The sequence below is a fragment of the Bordetella holmesii genome (assembly GCF_020735985.1).
In the GTDB taxonomy this organism is placed as follows: Bacteria; Pseudomonadota; Gammaproteobacteria; order Burkholderiales; family Burkholderiaceae_B; genus Bordetella; species Bordetella holmesii.
In genome coordinates, this window is the sequence record NZ_CP085973.1 from 3,468,282 (window position 1) to 3,485,120 (window position 16,839).

A 16,839-nucleotide genomic window follows, 5' to 3' on the forward strand; every position below is an offset into this window, starting at 1 on the left:
CGCATGCTTGCAACCATCATACGCAGGCTGCTGCAGACTGTAGTCGTGATGCTGGTCATGTCGGCAGTGGTCTTTGCCGGCATCTACATGGTGGGCGACCCGGTCTCGATGCTGGCCAGCCCTGAAGCCACGGAGGCGCAACGCGGCGCCATCCGCGCTGCTTTGGGTCTGGACCAGCCGCTGTGGCGACAGTATCTGATTTTTATCGGCCAGGCCGTGCAAGGCAACTTCGGCAACAGTTTCCTGACCGGCGAGCCTGCCATGCGGCTGATTCTGCAGCGCATGCCCGCCACGATGGAGTTGGCGGTGGTGGCCATGACGCTGTCGGTAGTGATCGGCGTACCCTTGGGCATCCTGGCGGGCTTGCGGCCGAGATCGCTGGGCGCGCGGGCCATCATGACCGGATCCGTGTTGGGATTTTCGCTGCCCAATTTCTGGGTAGGGTTGATGCTCATCATGGTGTTCGCCGTCAGCCTGGGTTGGTTGCCAGCCAGCGGCCGCGGCGCCACCGTGAGCGTGGCGGGCATTCCGCTGAGCGTGTTGACGCTCAATGGATGGATGGCCATCATTTTGCCGGCCAGCACTATCGCACTGGCCAAATGTGCGCTCATCGTACGGGTCACGCGCGCGGCCACACGTGAGAGCTTGCCGCAGGACTACATCAAGTTCGCTCGCGCCAAAGGCCTGTCGGAAAAGCGAGTGCTGGGCGTGCATTTGCTCAAGAACATTCTTATCCCCATTGTGACCATCGCGGGGCTGGAACTGGGGCAGGTGGTGGCGTTCGCCGTCGTGACCGAAACCGTTTTCTCGTGGCCCGGCATGGGCAAGTTGTTGATTGACTCGATCATCACGCTGGATCGACCGGTGGTGGTGGCCTATCTGATGTTGATCGTGTTCTTTCTGGTCATGCTCAACCTGGTGGTGGACATCATCTACACCGTGCTTGATCCTCGCGTGCGTCTGGAGGCCCGCCGATGAGCAGCTCCTCTTCCGCGCTGGCACGGCCGCTGACGCCGTCACGCCGTTTCATAAGCGACTTTTTTGCCAGCAAGCTGGCGGTGCTGGGCCTGGTGATGTTGATCATCATGATCGGAGCGGCCATCTTCGCCCCCTGGATCGCGCCCCAAGATCCTTTCGATATTGGCGGCCTCGATATCCTGGACTCGAAACTGCCGCCAGGCAGTGCCAGCGGAGATGGCGGCATGATCTATTGGTTGGGCACCGATGGGCAGGCGCGAGATATGTTCTCGGCCATCGTGTATGGCATGCGGACCAGCCTGCTGGTCGGTGCGGTGTCGGTGGCCGCGGCGTTTGTGATTGGCGCGGCAGTCGGTTTGGTCGCCGCGTATTTTGGCGGACGCATCGATGCCTTGCTCATGCGCCTTGTGGATATCCAGTTGTCTTTTCCGGCCATTCTCGTGGCGTTGATTCTGCTGGCGATCCTGGGAAAAGGTGTGGATAAGGTCATCATCGCACTGGTCGTCGTGCAATGGGCGTACTTCGCACGTGCGGCGCGCGGCGCGGCACTGGTCGAGCGTGGCAAAGAATATGTAGAAGCGGCGCGCTGCATGTCGCTGAGCTGGACACGAGTGCTGTTTCGCCATGTGCTGCCCAACTGCATGCCGCCCCTGATTGTCATCGCGACCATCGATCTGGCGCATGCCATTGCCTTGGAGGCCACGTTGTCTTTTCTCGGGGTGGGCGTGCCGGTCACAGAGCCTTCGCTGGGCATGTTGATCGCCAACGGATTCGAATACCTGTTGTCGGGGACTTATTGGATTTCGTTTTTCCCCGGTATTGCTCTGGCGTTGCTGATCATCGCGATCAACTTGGTCGGCGATCATCTGCGCGATGTGCTCAACCCGCGCAATCAGACTTAGAGACGAGCCTCATGCATACCGCGCCTGTACTGGAAGTAGAGAATCTGAAGACGCAATTTTTCACGCGTGCCGGAGTGGTCAAGGCTGTCGACGGCGTGGATCTGCATCTGCAACAAGGCGAGATACTGGGGCTGGTTGGAGAGTCGGGTTCGGGCAAGAGCATCACGGGCTTTTCGTTGATGGGCTTGCTCGACGAGCCGGGTCGAGTGGTCGAGGGCGCCATACGGCTGGAGGGTGAGGATTTGCGCCAGGCCGACGCCAGGCGTTGGCGTGCCCTTCGAGGTTCTGAGATGGCCATGATTTTCCAGGACCCGATGATGACGCTCAACCCCGTGTTGCGGGTGGATACCCAGATGGTCGAGGCTGTGCAGGCGCACCACGATGTCAGCCGTTCGAAGGCCATGGCGCGGGCGCTGGAGGTCCTGACCATGGTGGGAATTCCTTCTCCTCGCGAACGGTTGCGGACCTATCCACATGAGCTCTCCGGTGGCATGCGTCAACGCGTTGCCATTGCCATCGCGCTGTTGAATTCGCCGCGAGTGATCATTGCCGATGAGCCCACCACGGCGCTGGATGTGACTATTCAGGCGCAGATCCTGTACGAGGTCAGACGCTTGTGCCGCGAGACTGGTACGGCACTGATCTGGATCACCCATGATCTGGCCGTCGTGGCGGGCCTGGCAGACCGCATCGCGGTCATGTATGCGGGGCGCATCGTCGAGACAGGTTCCACCGAAGACGTCATCGAGCATGCGCTGCACCCTTATACCCAGGGTTTGATGGCCAGTATTCCGAGCGCGCGCTTGCGCGGCCAGCCTTTGGCACAGATACCGGGCATGACGCCGTCTTTACTCAATCTGCCCGAAGGGTGTGCGTTTCGCCAGCGCTGTCCCCGGGCCACCGAGGCCTGTCTGCGCGAACCGCAATTACAGTCGTTGCAGCCTGGGCATGAGGTGCGGTGCTGGCATGCGGGGCCGGCATGATGGACAAGTCTGTGGATAGTCCCTTGTTGTCGTTGCAGGGTCTGGAGATGCGTTTTGAACGCAAGGTGGATCTTGCCGGCCGTATCGCCAATTGTTTTGGCGCCGGCTTGAAGAATCAGGTCGTGCAGGCGGTCGCCGGCGTGGATCTCGATGTGGGCGCGGGAGAGGTCATCGGCATCGTCGGAGAGTCTGGCTGTGGAAAATCCACGCTGGGCCGCATGGTGGCGGGTATTTTGCCGCCGACGGCGGGAAGCATCCGATACCGGGGAGAAGACGTCGCGCGGCTGAACGCGCCTTCACGTCGCCGTTATGAGCTGGCCGTACAGATGATCTTCCAGGATCCCTACGCTTCGCTTAATCCGCGTATGCGCGTGACCGATATCATCGGCGAAGCGCCGGTGGCCCATGGCCTTGTCCGGCGCGCCGAGCGCGATGCGTATGTGGCCGGGTTGATGCGCCAGGTTGGGCTGGATCCGACTTATGCACAGCGTTATCCGCATCAGTTCTCCGGTGGGCAGCGTCAGCGGATCGGGATCGCGCGTGCACTCGCCTTGCAGCCGACGATCATTGTCTGCGACGAGGCCGTCGCGGCACTGGATGTCTCCATTCAGGCTCAAGTGATCAATCTGTTCGAACAGTTGCGCCGCGAACTGGGGCTCACCTATCTGTTCATCAGCCACAATCTGGGCGTGGTGGCTTATATCTCGGATCGCGTGGCCATCATGTATCTGGGGTGCATCGTCGAGCTGGCCAGCACGGAACGTATTTTCGGCCAGGCCAATCATCCCTATACACAGGCATTGCTGCGCGAGTTACCAACCTTGGACACCGCGCGGCGCGAGTACCGGCCCATACAGGGTGAGCTGCCTTCACCATTGGCGCCTCCTCAGGGATGCGCCTTTCATCCTCGGTGCCCGAACGCTCTGCCGCTGTGCCGCCAGCAACGGCCCGTGTTGCGCGAGATATCCCCAGGGCATTGGAGCGCCTGTCATTTGAACGGCGTTCCCTGAAATGCGTGTGCTACAAGCAAACCTGTTCTCTCCTTTCCGGTAATCACTATGAAAACCATTGATGAAATCCAACGCGCTCACGGCGACCTGACGGCTTTGCGGCGTGATATCCACGCTCACCCGGAACTGGCGTTCCAGGAAACGCGCACGTCCACGCTGGTGGCCGAGCGCCTGCGCGCGCTGGGATTGGAAGTCCACACCGGGCTGGGGAAAACGGGTGTGGTGGGCGTGTTGCGTGCCGGCAGCAGCAAGAGATCGGTGGGCTTGCGCGCGGATATGGATGCCCTGCCAATGCCAGAGCACAACCGGTTCGAGCATAAGTCTACCATCGCCGGTCGCATGCATGGCTGCGGCCATGACGGGCATACAGCGATACTGCTGGGCGCAGCCCAGTATCTGGCAGCGCATCCCGATTTCGATGGCACGGTGAACTTCATTTTTCAGCCTGCTGAAGAAGGAGGCAATGCTGGCGCGCGTGCCATGATGGAAGACGGTCTGTTCGAACGCTTTCCCTGTGACGCGGTGTTTGGCTTGCACAATATGCCGGGCATGCCAGTCAATCAGTTCGGTTTTCGAACCGGCCCCACGATGGCGTCGAGCAACCGCTGGGACATCGTGATCAAAGGCTTGGGCGGCCACGCGGCTCAGCCCCATGTGGCGGTCGATCCCATCGTGATCGCCTCGGAGATGGTGCAGGCCTTGCAGACGGTGATTTCCCGCGGCCGCAACCCGCTGGATCCGGCAGTGCTGTCGATTACCCAGATTCACGCCGGTGACGCCTACAACGTCATTCCTGGCGAAGCCGTATTGCGTGGCACCGTGCGCACCTACACCCTGGAGGCGCTGGATAAGATCGAGGCCGACATGCGCCGCATCGCCACCACCCTGCCCCAGGTCTATGGCGGCAGCGGCGAGCTGGATTTCGTGCGCGCCTACCCGCCGCTGGTCAACTGGGAGAACGAGACGGCTTTCGCCACCCGCGTGGCTCAGGACGTGTTTGGTGCCGAAAACGTCAATCCCCAGGTGCCGCAGTTCATGGGGGCGGAGGACTTCTCCTTTTTCCTGGAGAAAGTCCCAGGGTGTTATCTCTTTCTGGGCAATGGGGATGGCGATCACCGTCTAGAGAGCTACCACGGCATGGGACCCTGCCAGTTGCATAACCCCAATTACGACTTCAACGATGCCTTGTTGCCGGTAGGAGCGACCTATTGGGTCAAATTGGTGCAAGCCTTCCTGCCTATCGCCTGAAGTTGCGCACAGGCTGTACATAGCTTATCCACCGGCTGCGCACATTTTGCTCACATGCTTGTTCCCAAGGTTATCAACAGCCTGTGCCCAGTGAAACCACCTCCGATTGGCCCAGGATAATCACAAGCTCATCGTCAGCAGATGAGCACGGAACAAGCGCTGTGTCATATGACTGCAGGGATTTAACAAAGGCAGATTTATTCGTTTGCGCACGGGTGCGGCGTTTCCATAATCTGGTCATGGCCTCCATACCACGAGGCCGGTCTCAGGAAACTACATGCGCACCCGTCTGGCCGATTATGTCGCTGGCGCCACCCTGGCGCTGTTCATTGCCTTGTTGGCCTTGGCCTCTCCGACGCCTGCTCAGGCGGCCATCTCTTTGACCCAGACCCGCTGACAGGGTTCGGATGCGCGGCGTGGTGATTTTGAAATTTATTAATCCGGCTTATTTTTCATAGCTGCACGCTATTGCGTGTATTGCAGCAATCAACCCAGGTTGCACATCCCTTCGTATATAGTCAGCCGCATGCGAGATGTCCGATCGTAAATTCAGGTCGGACCTGGCACATCGCGGTCGTCCTTGCTCGCACGGCATGATCTGCATGCCTGGCGTCCAGCAGGATGCGCGTAGTTTCCAGCGGCAGATGCTATTTTTCTGAAGGAGTGAGCATGTCAAACGAGGCAAAGTGTCCTTTCAAACATACCGCCGGGGGCGGTACGACGAATCAGGACTGGTGGCCGAAACGACTTCGCCTGGAGTTGCTCAGCCAACATTCCGAGAAATCCAATCCCATGGACCCGGGCTTTGATTATGCCCAGGCGTTCAAGAGCCTTGACCTAGCGGCAGTGAAGAAGGATCTTGCCGACCTGATGAAGGATTCACAGGATTGGTGGCCGGCCGACTTTGGGCATTACGGGCCCCTCTTTATTCGCATGGCCTGGCACAGCGCCGGCACTTACCGGATTGGCGATGGCCGGGGAGGCGCCGGACGCGGGCAGCAGCGTTTTGCTCCGCTAAACAGCTGGCCGGACAACGTCAGCCTGGACAAGGCGCGCCGCCTGCTGTGGCCCATCAAGCAGAAGTACGGCAACAAGATCTCCTGGGCCGATTTACTGATACTGACCGGCAACGTCGCGTTGGAGACCATGGGATTCAAGACTTTCGGCTATGCCGGTGGTCGTGAAGACACCTGGGAGCCGGATCAGGACGTCTACTGGGGCAATGAGCGCACCTGGCTGGGCGGTGATCTGCGTTACGGCAAACAGGCCGGCGGCAAGGAAGAAGGCACGGTGGTGGCCGATGAAGATCTGCATGGCAAGGAAAGCAGCCGTACGGATGGCGAACGTAATCTGGAAAACCCGCTGGCCGCCGTGCAGATGGGCCTGATTTACGTCAATCCTGAAGGCCCGGACGGCAACCCCGATCCCATGGCCTCGGCTCGCGATATCCGCGACACCTTCGCCCGCATGGCGATGAACGACGAAGAAACGGTCGCCCTGATTGCGGGCGGTCATACCTTTGGCAAGACGCATGGCGCAGGTCCTGCCGACCACGTCGGCGCCGAGCCTGAAGCCGCCGACCTGGAAAACCAGGGTCTGGGGTGGAAGAGCAGCTTCCGTAGCGGCAAGGGCGGCGATACCATCACCAGCGGTCTGGAGGTCACCTGGACGTCGACGCCGACTCGCTGGAGTAATAATTTCTTCTGGAATCTGTTCGGCTACGACTGGGAGCTGACCAAGAGCCCGGCCGGCGCGCATCAGTGGATTCCCAAGCACGGTGCCGGTGCGGGCTCCATACCCGATGCGCATGACCCGACCAAGCGCCACGCACCGTCCATGCTGACGTCGGACATCGCGCTGCGGGTAGACCCCGCCTACGAGAAAATCGCCCGGCGCTTTTTCGAGCATCCCGACGAATTCGAAGAAGCCTTTTCCCGCGCCTGGTTCAAACTGACCCATCGCGACATGGGGCCGCGCGCGCGCTATCTCGGCCCGGAAGTCCCGACTGAAGAACTGATCTGGCAAGATCCCATCCCCGTGGCCGATCATCCGCTGGTCGATGACAAGGACGTCGCTGAACTCAAGCAGAAGGTGCTGGCGTCGGGTCTGTCGGTGTCAGAGCTGGTGGCCACGGCATGGGCGTCGGCCTCGACCTTCCGCGGGTCGGACAAACGCGGCGGCGCCAACGGGGCTCGCATCCGGTTGGCGCCCCAGAAAGATTGGGCGGTCAACCAGCCGGAACAACTGGCCAAGGTCATCAAGGCGTTGGAGGACATCCAGGCGGATTTCAATGGCAAGGGCGGCAAGAAGATTTCGCTGGCCGACCTCATCGTCCTGGCCGGCTGTGCGGGTGTGGAACAGGCGGCCGAGAAAGCCGGTCACAAGGTCACGGTGCCGTTTGCTCCCGGCCGCATGGACGCCTCGCAAGAGCAGACCGACGTCGAGTCTTTCGCTGCGATGGAGCCGCTGCACGATGGCTTCCGTAATTACCTGAAAGGCCGCTATGACATTCCGGCTGAACATTTGCTCATCGATCGCGCGCAACTGTTGACGCTGACCGCGCCAGAAATGACGGTGCTCATCGGTGGTTTGCGTGTCCTCGATGTGCGCAGCGGCAAAGACAAGCATGGCGTCTTTACGGATCGACCTGGCGTGCTGAGCAATGATTTCTTCCGCAATCTGCTCGACATGGGCACGGAGTGGAAGCCGCAGACGCCAGCGCGTGAGGCTTTCGATGGCCACGACCGCAAGACGGGCAAGGCCAAGTGGACCGCCAGCCGCGTGGATCTGGTTTTCGGTGCGAATTCGCAATTGCGCGCGCTGGCCGAGGTCTATGCCAGCGATGACGCGAACAAGAAGTTCGTGCACGACTTCGTGGCCGCGTGGAACAAGGTGATGAACCTGGACCGCTTCGACCTGAAGTAAACCGTATGTGTGATCAGACCCCCGGGGTTAGTCTTTGGACTGACCCGGGGGTTTTTTTGTGCGTATGGCGGCAAGCCGGAAGCCGCAACGCAAACGGCCGCGCATAAAGCGCGGCCGTTTGCGGGGAGCGTAGCGGAATCAGCTGCGCTTGGCGGGCGCCGTTGCGCGGCGCGCGATGCTGCGCGTGATGCTCCATTGCTGCAGAATGGACAAGGTGTTGTTCACGCACCAGTACAGCACCAAGCCTGCCGGGAAGAAGAACATCATCCCGCCAAAGACCAGAGGCATGACCATCATCACCTTGGCCTGGACGGGGTCCGGAGGCGTGGGGTTGAGCCTGATCTGCAGGAACATGGTGCCCATCATCACCGCCGGCAGGATGAAGTAGGGGTCGCGCACGGACAAGTCGTGGATCCAGAGAATCCAGGGGGCGCCGCGCATTTCTACGCTGGCCAGCAGCACCCAGTAAAGCGCGATGAACACCGGAATCTGAACCACCATGGGCAGGCAGCCGCCCAGCGGGTTGATCTTTTCCGTGCGGTACATCTCCATCATGGCCTGGTTGAGCTTCTGGCGGTCATCGCCGAACTTCTCTTTCAGGGCTTGCAGGCGCGGGGCGACCTGCTTCATGCGGGCCATCGAACGATAGCTAGCTGAGGCCAGGGGATAGAACACCGCCTTGATGATCACCGTCAGGGCCACGATGGTCCAGCCCCAGTTGCCCAGCAGGCTGTGCAGCCAGGTCATCAGGGTGAACAGCGGCTTGGCGATGATGGTCAGCCAGCCGTAGTCGACCACCAGTTCGAGGCCGGGAGCGACGGCAGACATCGCCTTCTGATCTTGCGGGCCGACCCACAACTGGGCTTCGGACGATGCGCTGGCGCCCGGCGCCACCTGGCCGAGGGCTTCGATGGAGCGCGCGGCGAACAGATTGGGCTGGACCTGCAGCAGCTCGTTGGTCCGGGGCTTGCCTTGCTGCGGCACCCAGGCCGTGGCGAAGTAGTGCTGAACGATACCGATCCAGCCGTTGTCCGCCTGCTTGATGTAGCTGGCCTTGTTCTTGGCAATATCACCGAAGGTGATCTTCTGGAACTTGTCCTGCTCGGAGTACACCGCCACGCCGGTGAAGGTGTGATAGAAACTCGAGGTGCCGGCGGGGTCGTTGCCGTCGCGCTCGAGTTGCATGTAGACCGAGGGGCTTTGCGGCGTGTCGCTGACGTTGGTCACGTCGTGGCGCACGTGGATGTCGTAGCTGCCGCGATCCAGCGTGTAGGTCTTGCTTACGCGCAGGCCGCCGGACTCCGCTTCGAAGCGGATCACCAGCTTGTCGCCGGAGAGTTCGCGATCGGGCGTGGTGATGGCAAAGGGCGTCAGGTGCGTGGGGAAGCTTTGCCCCGAGCCAATCAGCCCGGTCTGTGCTGTATACGTCAGATCGGCGGAACGATCCAACAGCACCATGGGCTTATCGTTGTCGGCGCTGGCGGGATACTTGAGCAGTTCGGCTCGCACCAATTGGGCGCCCGTCGTGCTGAAGGTCAGGCGAAGGACGTCGGTCGTGACGACCACTTCCTTGGCTTGAGCAGGCACGACGGCCACGCTGCCGGGCACCGAGCCAGGAGCGGCCGCCGCCGTTGGCGCACTGGGCACCGAGGGCGTGGAGGCGTCATTGACCACAGGGGTCGCGGGATTGGCGGGCGCCTTTTGTTCGGCGCTGGCCGGGGCGGGGCCAAAAAGCGACGGCTTACCGTTATGGATCTGCCAGTTGTTCCAGAGGAGCAACAGCGAGAAGGAAAAAATCATCCAGAGGACAGTTCGTCGAATATCCATGGTGCCTGAGGAAGAGTGGCGGGACAGCAAAGCCCGCCAGTTTAACTGCAATCGTGTCCGGTACGGGGATGGGTGTCGCAGCAGCCACCGCTCCGGGTTTTTTTTGCCTGGCCAGGTTCTGGAACGGGATCCAGCCCGCCGGGCGACCAAGGATGGCAACGGCCGATGCGGCGTGCCGCCAGCCACAGACCGCGGCGCGCGCCGTGGCGTTCAATCGCCTCGATCGCGTAGGCCGAGCAAGTGGGCGTGAAACGGCATTGGCGACCGATCCAGGGGCTCAGGAAAAATCGGTAAAACCGGATGGGTGCGATCAGCAACGCTCGGATCATCGCGCAATACGTCCGAAATGTGCGTCGGCCTCGCTGCGTGCCGCGCGCTTCAGAGCCGTCAGGGACACAGGGCCCACCTTGCTGTGCAGGCGTACGACATAGTCTTGTGCAGGTAAGGCCAGGCGCTGGTGCCGGAAGGCTTCGCGCAAGACGCGTTTGATCGCGTTACGGGTACTGGCCAGTGCCGCATGCCGCTTGGCGATGACCAATCCCAGACGCGCACAGGAACTCTGCCCGCCAGTTGGCGAGGCAGGAGCGGCGCTCACAATGAACATCGCCCCTCGGGCCAGACGCCGACCTTTCAAGGCGGCGGCAAACTCGGAGGGGCGATGCAAGCGCGCCTCCGCGGGAAGCGTGGCGCACGACATGACGGACTGTATCGAAGAGTCGTCCGATTGCCGGAGGGAAACAGGCTTCAGGCTGGGCGTAACGCCGTCGCCAGGGGCTTGTCGTGATCCGGGCAAAAGGTCGAGCAGCGATGCGCCGGGCTTAGACGGCCAGACGCTTGCGGCCCTTGGCGCGACGAGCGTTCAGGATGGCGCGGCCGGCGCGGGTCTTCATGCGCAAGCGAAAGCCGTGGGTGCGCTTGCGACGGGTGACGGAAGGTTGGTAGGTGCGTTTCATGGACGATCCACAAAAAGAACAAAGTCAGTAGGAAGCTGCCTGGAGGTTCCTGGTTGCAATGACCCGGGCGGGTATCCCGACGCCGGCACGAGGGCTGGCCATGGGACGGGGCTCGAGGCTGGGAACATTACATGGCGCTCGCCGAGCCGGTCAAACAAGGTGTTGGTGCAAAAGGGGCCGGAGTGAGGTCCGGTGTTGATTCCTGGCGGAACCCCTCGCTGCGTACAAAACTATGGGTGACAGCTCTGCGGCACCCCCGAAGTGAAAAATCAATCGGGCAGGCATAAGTTCTGCTTGCCCGACCCATTCACCACATTGGGGCGTAACGCTTGCGGCTAAGCCCCTGAGATACTGAGGTTTTCGCCGCTTCCCGTGCAGTTCCAACGGAACCTTCTGACAGGCAGAATTCGGAAAAGCCCACCATTTCAGCAAGTTTTCCCAGTCTTGTCAATCAGTTAGGCGCTGGCCTAGCGGCAGAGGGGCGCCGGGGGCTGTGGATAACTCATGCCCAAAAGCGGTAGAATCGAGGTTTGAACAAGAGCGACATGAAAGAATTCTGGCAGACCTGCGTCAGTCGTCTTGAGCAGGAACTCCCCCCCCAACAAATCAGCGCGTGGATACGACCGCTGGTGCCGCTTGCCTATGACGAAGAGCAGGCGGTGTTGCGCGTGGCTGCCCCCAATCGCTTCAAGCTGGATTGGGTGCGCAAGAACTTTTCGCATCAGATCGAGGCGCTGGCTACCGAGTGGTATCAGCGTCCGGTGCAGGTGCAGTTCGAATTGCCCAGCCATAGCGCAACGCCACGCATGTCCATGACGCCACGTGCGTCAGCCCCTTCTACTGCGGTGCCTGCTCAGGCGGCCGCGCCTCAGGTCGCGCCTGCCATGCCGCCAACTGCGGCGCGCGTCGAGGTGGCGCCGCCGCCCGCGCCGCCGGTGCAGGTTTCGGCGGCTGCCGATGCAGCCAATATCGTGTATGAGCGTTCGCGCTTGAATACCGATCTGACATTCGAGAATTTCGTCACGGGTAAGGCCAACCAGTTGGCGCGCGCGGCCGCCCTGCAGGTAGCCGAGAATCCCGGGACCTCGTACAACCCGTTGTTCCTGTATGGCGGCGTGGGGCTGGGCAAGACCCACCTCATCCATGCCATTGGCAATGCCATGGTGGCTGCCGGGACCGGGGTGCGCGTGCGCTATGTGCACGCGGATCAATACGTCTCCGATGTGGTCAAGGCGTATCAACGCAAGGCCTTCGACGATTTCAAGCGCTACTACCATTCGCTGGATTTGCTGCTGATCGACGATATTCAGTTCTTCTCCGGCAAGAACCGCACCCAGGAAGAGTTTTTCTACGCCTTTGAGGCGATGGTGGCGCAGCGCAAGCAGATCATCATCACCAGCGATACCTATCCCAAGGAACTCTCCGGCATCGACAGCCGGTTGATCTCGCGCTTTGACTCGGGACTGACGGTGGCCATCGAGCCGCCGGAGCTGGAGATGCGCGTGGCCATCCTGCTGCGCAAGGCAGAATCCGAAGGCGTACCCATGCCCGAGGAAGTGGCGTTTTTCATCGCCAAGCATTTGCGCAGCAATGTGCGCGAACTCGAAGGCGCCTTGCGCAAGGTGCTGGCGTACGCACGCTTTCACGGACGCGATATCCTCAACGTCGATGTCTGCAAAGAGGCGCTCAAGGATCTGCTGTCCGTGTCCAACGGACAGATTACAGTCGAGAACATCCAAAAGACCGTCGCGGATTTCTACAAGATAAAAGTGGCCGACATGTATTCGAAACGCCGGCCCGCGAATATTGCTCTGCCGCGTCAGGTCGCCATGTATCTGGCCAAAGAGTTGACGCAGAAAAGCCTGCCCGAAATCGGTGATCTGTTCGGTGGCCGGGATCACACCACGGTGCTGCACGCGGTGCGCAAGATTTCCGACGTCCGCGCCAAGCAGGCCGAGCTCAACCATACCCTGCACGTGTTGGAACAAACTCTAAAAGGATGACCATGCAACTCGTACAAACCACACGCGATGCATTGCTGAAACCGCTGTCGACTGTGGCGGGCATCGTTGAACGACGCCATACCCTGCCCATCCTGGCGAACATCCTGATGCGCAAGGAAGGCAACAAGGTCGCCTTCATTGCGACCGACCTGGAAGTGCAGATCACCACGCATGCCGATTTCGGCGTCGGTGCGGATAACGAGTCCACCACGGTGGCCGCGCGCAAGTTGCTCGACATCCTGAAGGCCCTGCCGGACACGGGCGATGTCAGGCTGGCGCTGGCGTCGAACAAGCTTTCGGTGCAGTCGGCCAAGAGCCGCTTTGCCTTGCAGACGCTGGCCGCCAGCGAGTTCCCGACCGTGGCTCAGCCTGAAAACTGGGATGTCTCGCTGAGCATGCCGCAGCGCACGTTGCGTCACCTTTTCAACATGGTGCATTTCGCCATGGCTCAGCAGGACATCCGGTATTACCTCAACGGGATGTTGCTGGTCTTCGAACCGGGCCGCGTGCGTGCCGTTGCCACCGACGGGCACCGTCTGGCCCATTGCGCCACCGAGGCCGATGGTATTGCCGAGCGCCATGAAGTCATCGTCCCGCGCAAGACCGTGCTGGAGATGCAGCGTCTGCTGGAAGACTCCGACGAGGCGGTGTCGATCGATGTGGCTCCGGGTCAGATCCGTTTCCGCTTTGGTGACGTCGAGCTGGTCTCCAAGTTGGTCGAGGGCAAGTTCCCGGACTTCTCGCGCGTGATTCCGACCAACTACACGCGTCACTTCTCCGTCAGCCGCGAGGCCCTGCAAGGCAGCCTTCAGCGCGCAGCCATTCTGACCACCGACAAGTTCAAGGGCGTGCGCCTGCAACTCGGTGAGAATGTCATGAAGATCTCCTCTTCCAACGCCGAGCAGGAAGAGGCGCAGGAAGAAATCGATATCGACTATGGTTACGAGGCCCTGGACGTCGGTTTCAACGTCAGCTATTTGCTGGACGTGCTGGCCAATGTCAAAGTGGAAAACGTTCAGTGGTCGGTGATGCCGGATGCCAACGCGTCGGCCTTGATCACCCTCGCAGGCGACGATCAGTTCAAGTACGTCGTCATGCCCATGCGGATCTGATCCGCATCGCGTGGGTGTCGCCCGCTGGGGCTTGCGCCAGCGGACCGGCCGTGAGGCCGCCTTTTTTTTGAACACAGATATGTCAGATCAACAGAACACCACTCCTGAGAACAGCGGCTACGGCGCCGATTCGATCAAGATGCTCAAGGGGCTGGAGGCCGTGCGTAAGCGTCCCGGCATGTACATCGGCGACACCTCCGATGGCACCGGCTTGCATCACATGGTGTTCGAAGTGGTTGACAACGCCATCGACGAAGCCCTGGCCGGTTACTGCGACGACATCGTCGTCACCATCCACACCGACAACTCGATCTCGGTGACGGACAATGGCCGCGGCATTCCGACGGATATCCACAAGGACGATGAGTTCGGCCGCAGCGCCGCGGAAATCGTCATGACCGAGCTGCATGCCGGCGGCAAGTTCGACCAGAACTCGTACAAGGTCTCCGGTGGCCTGCACGGGGTGGGCGTGTCCTGCGTCAATGCGCTGTCCGAGTGGCTGCGCTTGACCATCCGCCGCAACGGTCAGGTGCACGAGATGGAGTTCCGCCAGGGAGAGCGTGTCGCTGCGCTGGCGGTGACCGGCACGACCGACAAGCGCGGCACGGAAGTGCGCTTTCTGGCCGATCCCGTCATTTTCAACAACATCGAGTACCACTACGAGATCCTGGCCAAGCGTTTGCGCGAGCTGTCCTTCCTGAATAACGGCGTGAAGATCCGCTTGGTCGATCAGCGCCAGGGCAAGGAAGAGAATTTTGCATTCTCGGGCGGCGTCAAAGGGTTTGTCGAGTACATCAATCGTGCCAAGACGGTGCTGCATGCGAATGTTTTCGCCGTGAGCACCGAGTCGTCGGCCGGCGGTGTGCCGGTGGGTGTCGAAGTGGCGATGCAATGGAACGACAGCTACAGCGAAAGCGTGCTGTGCTTTACCAACAATATTCCGCAGCGTGATGGCGGCACCCATCTGACGGGTCTGCGCGCGGCCATGACGCGCGTGATCAACAAATACATCACCGACAACGAACTGGCCAAAAAGGCCAAGGTGGAGACCACTGGCGACGATATGCGCGAAGGTCTGGCCTGCGTGCTGTCGGTGAAGGTGCCTGAACCCAAGTTCAGCAGCCAGACCAAGGACAAGCTGGTTTCCAGCGAGGTGCGGCCGGCTGTCGAAGACGCAGTGGCTCGTTCGCTGGAGACCTGGTTGCTCGAGCACCCCAACGATGCCAAATCGTTGTGCGGCAAGATCGTCGAGGCTGCCCGCGCGCGCGAAGCTGCCCGCAAAGCACGCGAAATGACCCGCCGCAAGAGTGTGCTCGAAGGTGCCGGCCTGCCCGGAAAACTGGCGGATTGCCAAGAAAAAGATCCTGCCCTGTGCGAGCTGTATATCGTCGAGGGTGATTCGGCAGGCGGCTCGGCCAAGCAGGGCCGGGATCGCAAGTTCCAGGCCATTTTGCCGCTGCGTGGCAAGGTGCTCAACGTCGAGAAGGCCCGCTTCGACCGCCTGATCGCCAGCGAGCAGATCGCCACGTTGATCACCGCGCTGGGCACGGGCATCGGGCCGGACTTCAATATCGAGAAGCTGCGCTATCACCGCTTGATCATCATGACCGACGCGGACGTCGACGGCGCGCACATCCGTACCCTGCTGCTGACCCTGCTGTATCGCCAAATGCCTGAATTGGTGACCCGTGGCCACATCTATATCGCGCAACCGCCGCTGTACAAGGTCAAGGTCGGGCGCGAAGAGCGCTACCTGAAGGACGAGGTCGAAGAGGCCAAGTTCATGCTTCAGTTGGCGCTCAAGGATGCCGAACTGCTGCCGCGCCAGGGGGCTACCCCTATCGCCGGCGAAGCCTTGGGTGAATTGGCGCGTCAGTATGTGCTGGCCGATGCCGTGATTTCGCGTCTGGCGCGCGTGTTCGATGTCCCCGCGCTGTCGGCGCTGGCCGAGGGCGTGGAGATCAATCTGGACGACCAGGCGAACGCCGAGGTTTCGGCTAAGCGCCTGCACGATGCGCTGCACGACGCCACCGATCTGAACGGCGTGGAAGTGGTGGCAGAATTTCTGGAAGAGCACGACAAGTACCGTCTGGTCATCCGCCGCATGCATCACGGCAACGTGCGCATCAGCATCATTGATGCAGACTTCGTGCGCGGCGCGGACTACGGCATTCTGACCAAGTCGGCGCAGACCTTCCTGGGCCTGATCGGTCCAGGCGCCATCGTGGCGCGCGGTGAAGGCGATAAGCGCAAGGAACAGTTCGTTTCGGACTTCCGCGAGGCCATGCAGTGGTTGCGCAACGAAGCCGAACGCGGCCTGTCGAAGCAGCGCTATAAGGGCCTCGGTGAAATGAACCCCGAGCAGCTGTGGGAAACCACCATGGATCCCACCGTGCGGCGTTTGTTGCGCGTGCAGATCGAGGACGCCATTGCGGCCGACGAGGTCTTCACCACGCTGATGGGCGACGACGTCGAACCGCGCCGCGCCTTCATCGAAACCCATGCGCTTTCCGCGGGCAACATCGACGCGTGATGCGTGTGGGGGTTGGGGAATAGTTGCCCAACCGGCATAAGATAAGCTGGCCAGTGTTCTGCAAGTAAAAAGCGGTCTACTTTTTAGTAGCCGCTTTTTATATGGTCGCGATATTGTGCCTATTCTGTTTGAGCCAAATGCTGAGATAGATTCGAGTTCAGTTCGTCTCGGGCCGTCCGGGGCGTTGCCGCAGATACGGCGAGTAGTTGCGGGGAGTCCAGCGTTGGCGAAAAGGGCTGCCGTTGCTGCTCTTTTCTGTTGGTGGCTCAGGTGGCCGACGGGTCCCTGCTCGGCTGGCGAGCGCGTCGGATACAGAACTTCTGCGTCGGAAAACACTCCAAACATAGAGGCGCCGTGATGGATGA

The 16,839-nt window shown here is 60.9% G+C and carries 13 protein-coding genes; 9 read left to right on the forward strand and 4 right to left on the reverse strand.

Going from position 1 to position 16,839, the window contains the following annotated elements:
• The first annotated feature begins 3 nt into the window (after nt 1-3).
• The 6 genes from LK440_RS16720 to katG all read left to right on the forward strand — a co-directional run bounded on the left by LK440_RS16720 (nt 4) and on the right by katG (nt 8,046).
• Nucleotides 4-978, forward strand: coding sequence for an ABC transporter permease (locus tag LK440_RS16720; RefSeq protein ID WP_005017190.1), 975 nt, complete (start codon nt 4-6; stop codon nt 976-978).
• Entirely contained in the window at nt 975-1,880 is a 906-nt protein-coding gene (locus LK440_RS16725) for an ABC transporter permease (RefSeq protein WP_005017189.1), read from the forward strand. The genes LK440_RS16720 and LK440_RS16725 overlap by 4 nt, the downstream gene beginning before the upstream one ends.
• An 11-nt stretch (nt 1,881-1,891) precedes the next feature.
• Complete coding sequence (locus LK440_RS16730) at nt 1,892-2,863, forward strand: ABC transporter ATP-binding protein (RefSeq protein ID WP_005017185.1); 972 nt, start codon at nt 1,892-1,894, stop codon at nt 2,861-2,863.
• On the forward strand, nt 2,860-3,873 hold the full coding sequence (locus LK440_RS16735) for an ABC transporter ATP-binding protein (RefSeq protein ID WP_227944745.1): 1,014 nt from the start codon (nt 2,860-2,862) through the stop codon (nt 3,871-3,873). Before LK440_RS16730 ends, LK440_RS16735 begins: the two co-directional genes overlap by 4 nt.
• Before the next feature lie 48 nt (nt 3,874-3,921).
• A complete protein-coding gene (locus tag LK440_RS16740; RefSeq protein WP_005017179.1) occupies nt 3,922-5,121 on the forward strand; it encodes a M20 aminoacylase family protein in 1,200 nt (399 codons plus the stop codon).
• A gap of 669 nt (nt 5,122-5,790) precedes the next feature.
• Nucleotides 5,791-8,046, forward strand: a complete 2,256-nt coding sequence (katG, locus tag LK440_RS16745) for a catalase/peroxidase HPI (RefSeq protein ID WP_005017175.1) — start codon at nt 5,791-5,793, stop codon at nt 8,044-8,046.
• Between the two features lie 138 nt (nt 8,047-8,184).
• Here katG and yidC read toward each other — a convergent pair whose 3' ends face one another.
• From yidC to rpmH, 4 genes are all read right to left on the reverse strand, one after another.
• Nucleotides 8,185-9,873, reverse strand: coding sequence for a membrane protein insertase YidC (yidC, locus tag LK440_RS16750; protein ID WP_005017172.1), 1,689 nt, complete (start codon nt 9,871-9,873; stop codon nt 8,185-8,187).
• 41 nt (nt 9,874-9,914) lie between these two features.
• The gene (yidD, locus tag LK440_RS16755; protein WP_005017170.1) at nt 9,915-10,202 is read right to left on the reverse strand and encodes a membrane protein insertion efficiency factor YidD; all 288 of its coding nucleotides are present in this window, start codon (nt 10,200-10,202) and stop codon (nt 9,915-9,917) included.
• Nucleotides 10,199-10,570 (reverse strand): ribonuclease P protein component, encoded by a 372-nt coding sequence (locus LK440_RS16760; protein ID WP_005017168.1) that lies wholly within the window; start codon nt 10,568-10,570, stop codon nt 10,199-10,201. The genes yidD and LK440_RS16760 overlap by 4 nt, the downstream gene beginning before the upstream one ends.
• Before the next feature lie 121 nt (nt 10,571-10,691).
• Nucleotides 10,692-10,826 carry a 50S ribosomal protein L34 gene (gene rpmH, locus LK440_RS16765; RefSeq protein ID WP_005017166.1) on the reverse strand — a complete coding sequence of 45 codons (135 nt, stop codon included), beginning with the start codon at nt 10,824-10,826 and terminating at the stop codon, nt 10,692-10,694.
• A gap of 545 nt (nt 10,827-11,371) precedes the next feature.
• Here rpmH and dnaA point away from each other — a divergent pair.
• From dnaA to gyrB, 3 genes are all read left to right on the forward strand, one after another.
• Nucleotides 11,372-12,829 (forward strand): chromosomal replication initiator protein DnaA, encoded by a 1,458-nt coding sequence (gene dnaA / locus LK440_RS16770; protein WP_005017163.1) that lies wholly within the window; start codon nt 11,372-11,374, stop codon nt 12,827-12,829.
• A gap of 2 nt (nt 12,830-12,831) precedes the next feature.
• Nucleotides 12,832-13,941, forward strand: a complete 1,110-nt coding sequence (dnaN, locus tag LK440_RS16775; protein WP_005017160.1) for a DNA polymerase III subunit beta — start codon at nt 12,832-12,834, stop codon at nt 13,939-13,941.
• A gap of 79 nt (nt 13,942-14,020) precedes the next feature.
• On the forward strand, nt 14,021-16,474 hold the full coding sequence (gyrB, locus tag LK440_RS16780; RefSeq protein ID WP_005017157.1) for a DNA topoisomerase (ATP-hydrolyzing) subunit B: 2,454 nt from the start codon (nt 14,021-14,023) through the stop codon (nt 16,472-16,474).
• Nucleotides 16,475-16,839 lie beyond the last annotated feature (365 nt).

Excerpts from the sequence above, each read along its gene's own strand:
- LK440_RS16720 (WP_005017190.1), top strand. The coding sequence starts at position 4 with ATGCTTGCAACCATCATACGCAGGCTGCTGCAGACTGTAGTCGTGATG.
- LK440_RS16725 (WP_005017189.1), top strand. The coding sequence starts at position 975 with ATGAGCAGCTCCTCTTCCGCGCTGGCACGGCCGCTGACGCCGTCACGC.
- LK440_RS16730 (WP_005017185.1), top strand. The coding sequence starts at position 1,892 with ATGCATACCGCGCCTGTACTGGAAGTAGAGAATCTGAAGACGCAATTT.
- LK440_RS16735 (WP_227944745.1), top strand. The coding sequence starts at position 2,860 with ATGATGGACAAGTCTGTGGATAGTCCCTTGTTGTCGTTGCAGGGTCTG.
- LK440_RS16740 (WP_005017179.1), top strand. The coding sequence starts at position 3,922 with ATGAAAACCATTGATGAAATCCAACGCGCTCACGGCGACCTGACGGCT.
- katG (WP_005017175.1), top strand. The coding sequence starts at position 5,791 with ATGTCAAACGAGGCAAAGTGTCCTTTCAAACATACCGCCGGGGGCGGT.
- yidC (WP_005017172.1), bottom strand. The coding sequence starts at position 9,873 with ATGGATATTCGACGAACTGTCCTCTGGATGATTTTTTCCTTCTCGCTG.
- yidD (WP_005017170.1), bottom strand. The coding sequence starts at position 10,202 with ATGATCCGAGCGTTGCTGATCGCACCCATCCGGTTTTACCGATTTTTC.
- LK440_RS16760 (WP_005017168.1), bottom strand. The coding sequence starts at position 10,570 with ATGTCGTGCGCCACGCTTCCCGCGGAGGCGCGCTTGCATCGCCCCTCC.
- rpmH (WP_005017166.1), bottom strand. The coding sequence starts at position 10,826 with ATGAAACGCACCTACCAACCTTCCGTCACCCGTCGCAAGCGCACCCAC.
- dnaA (WP_005017163.1), top strand. The coding sequence starts at position 11,372 with ATGAAAGAATTCTGGCAGACCTGCGTCAGTCGTCTTGAGCAGGAACTC.
- dnaN (WP_005017160.1), top strand. The coding sequence starts at position 12,832 with ATGCAACTCGTACAAACCACACGCGATGCATTGCTGAAACCGCTGTCG.
- gyrB (WP_005017157.1), top strand. The coding sequence starts at position 14,021 with ATGTCAGATCAACAGAACACCACTCCTGAGAACAGCGGCTACGGCGCC.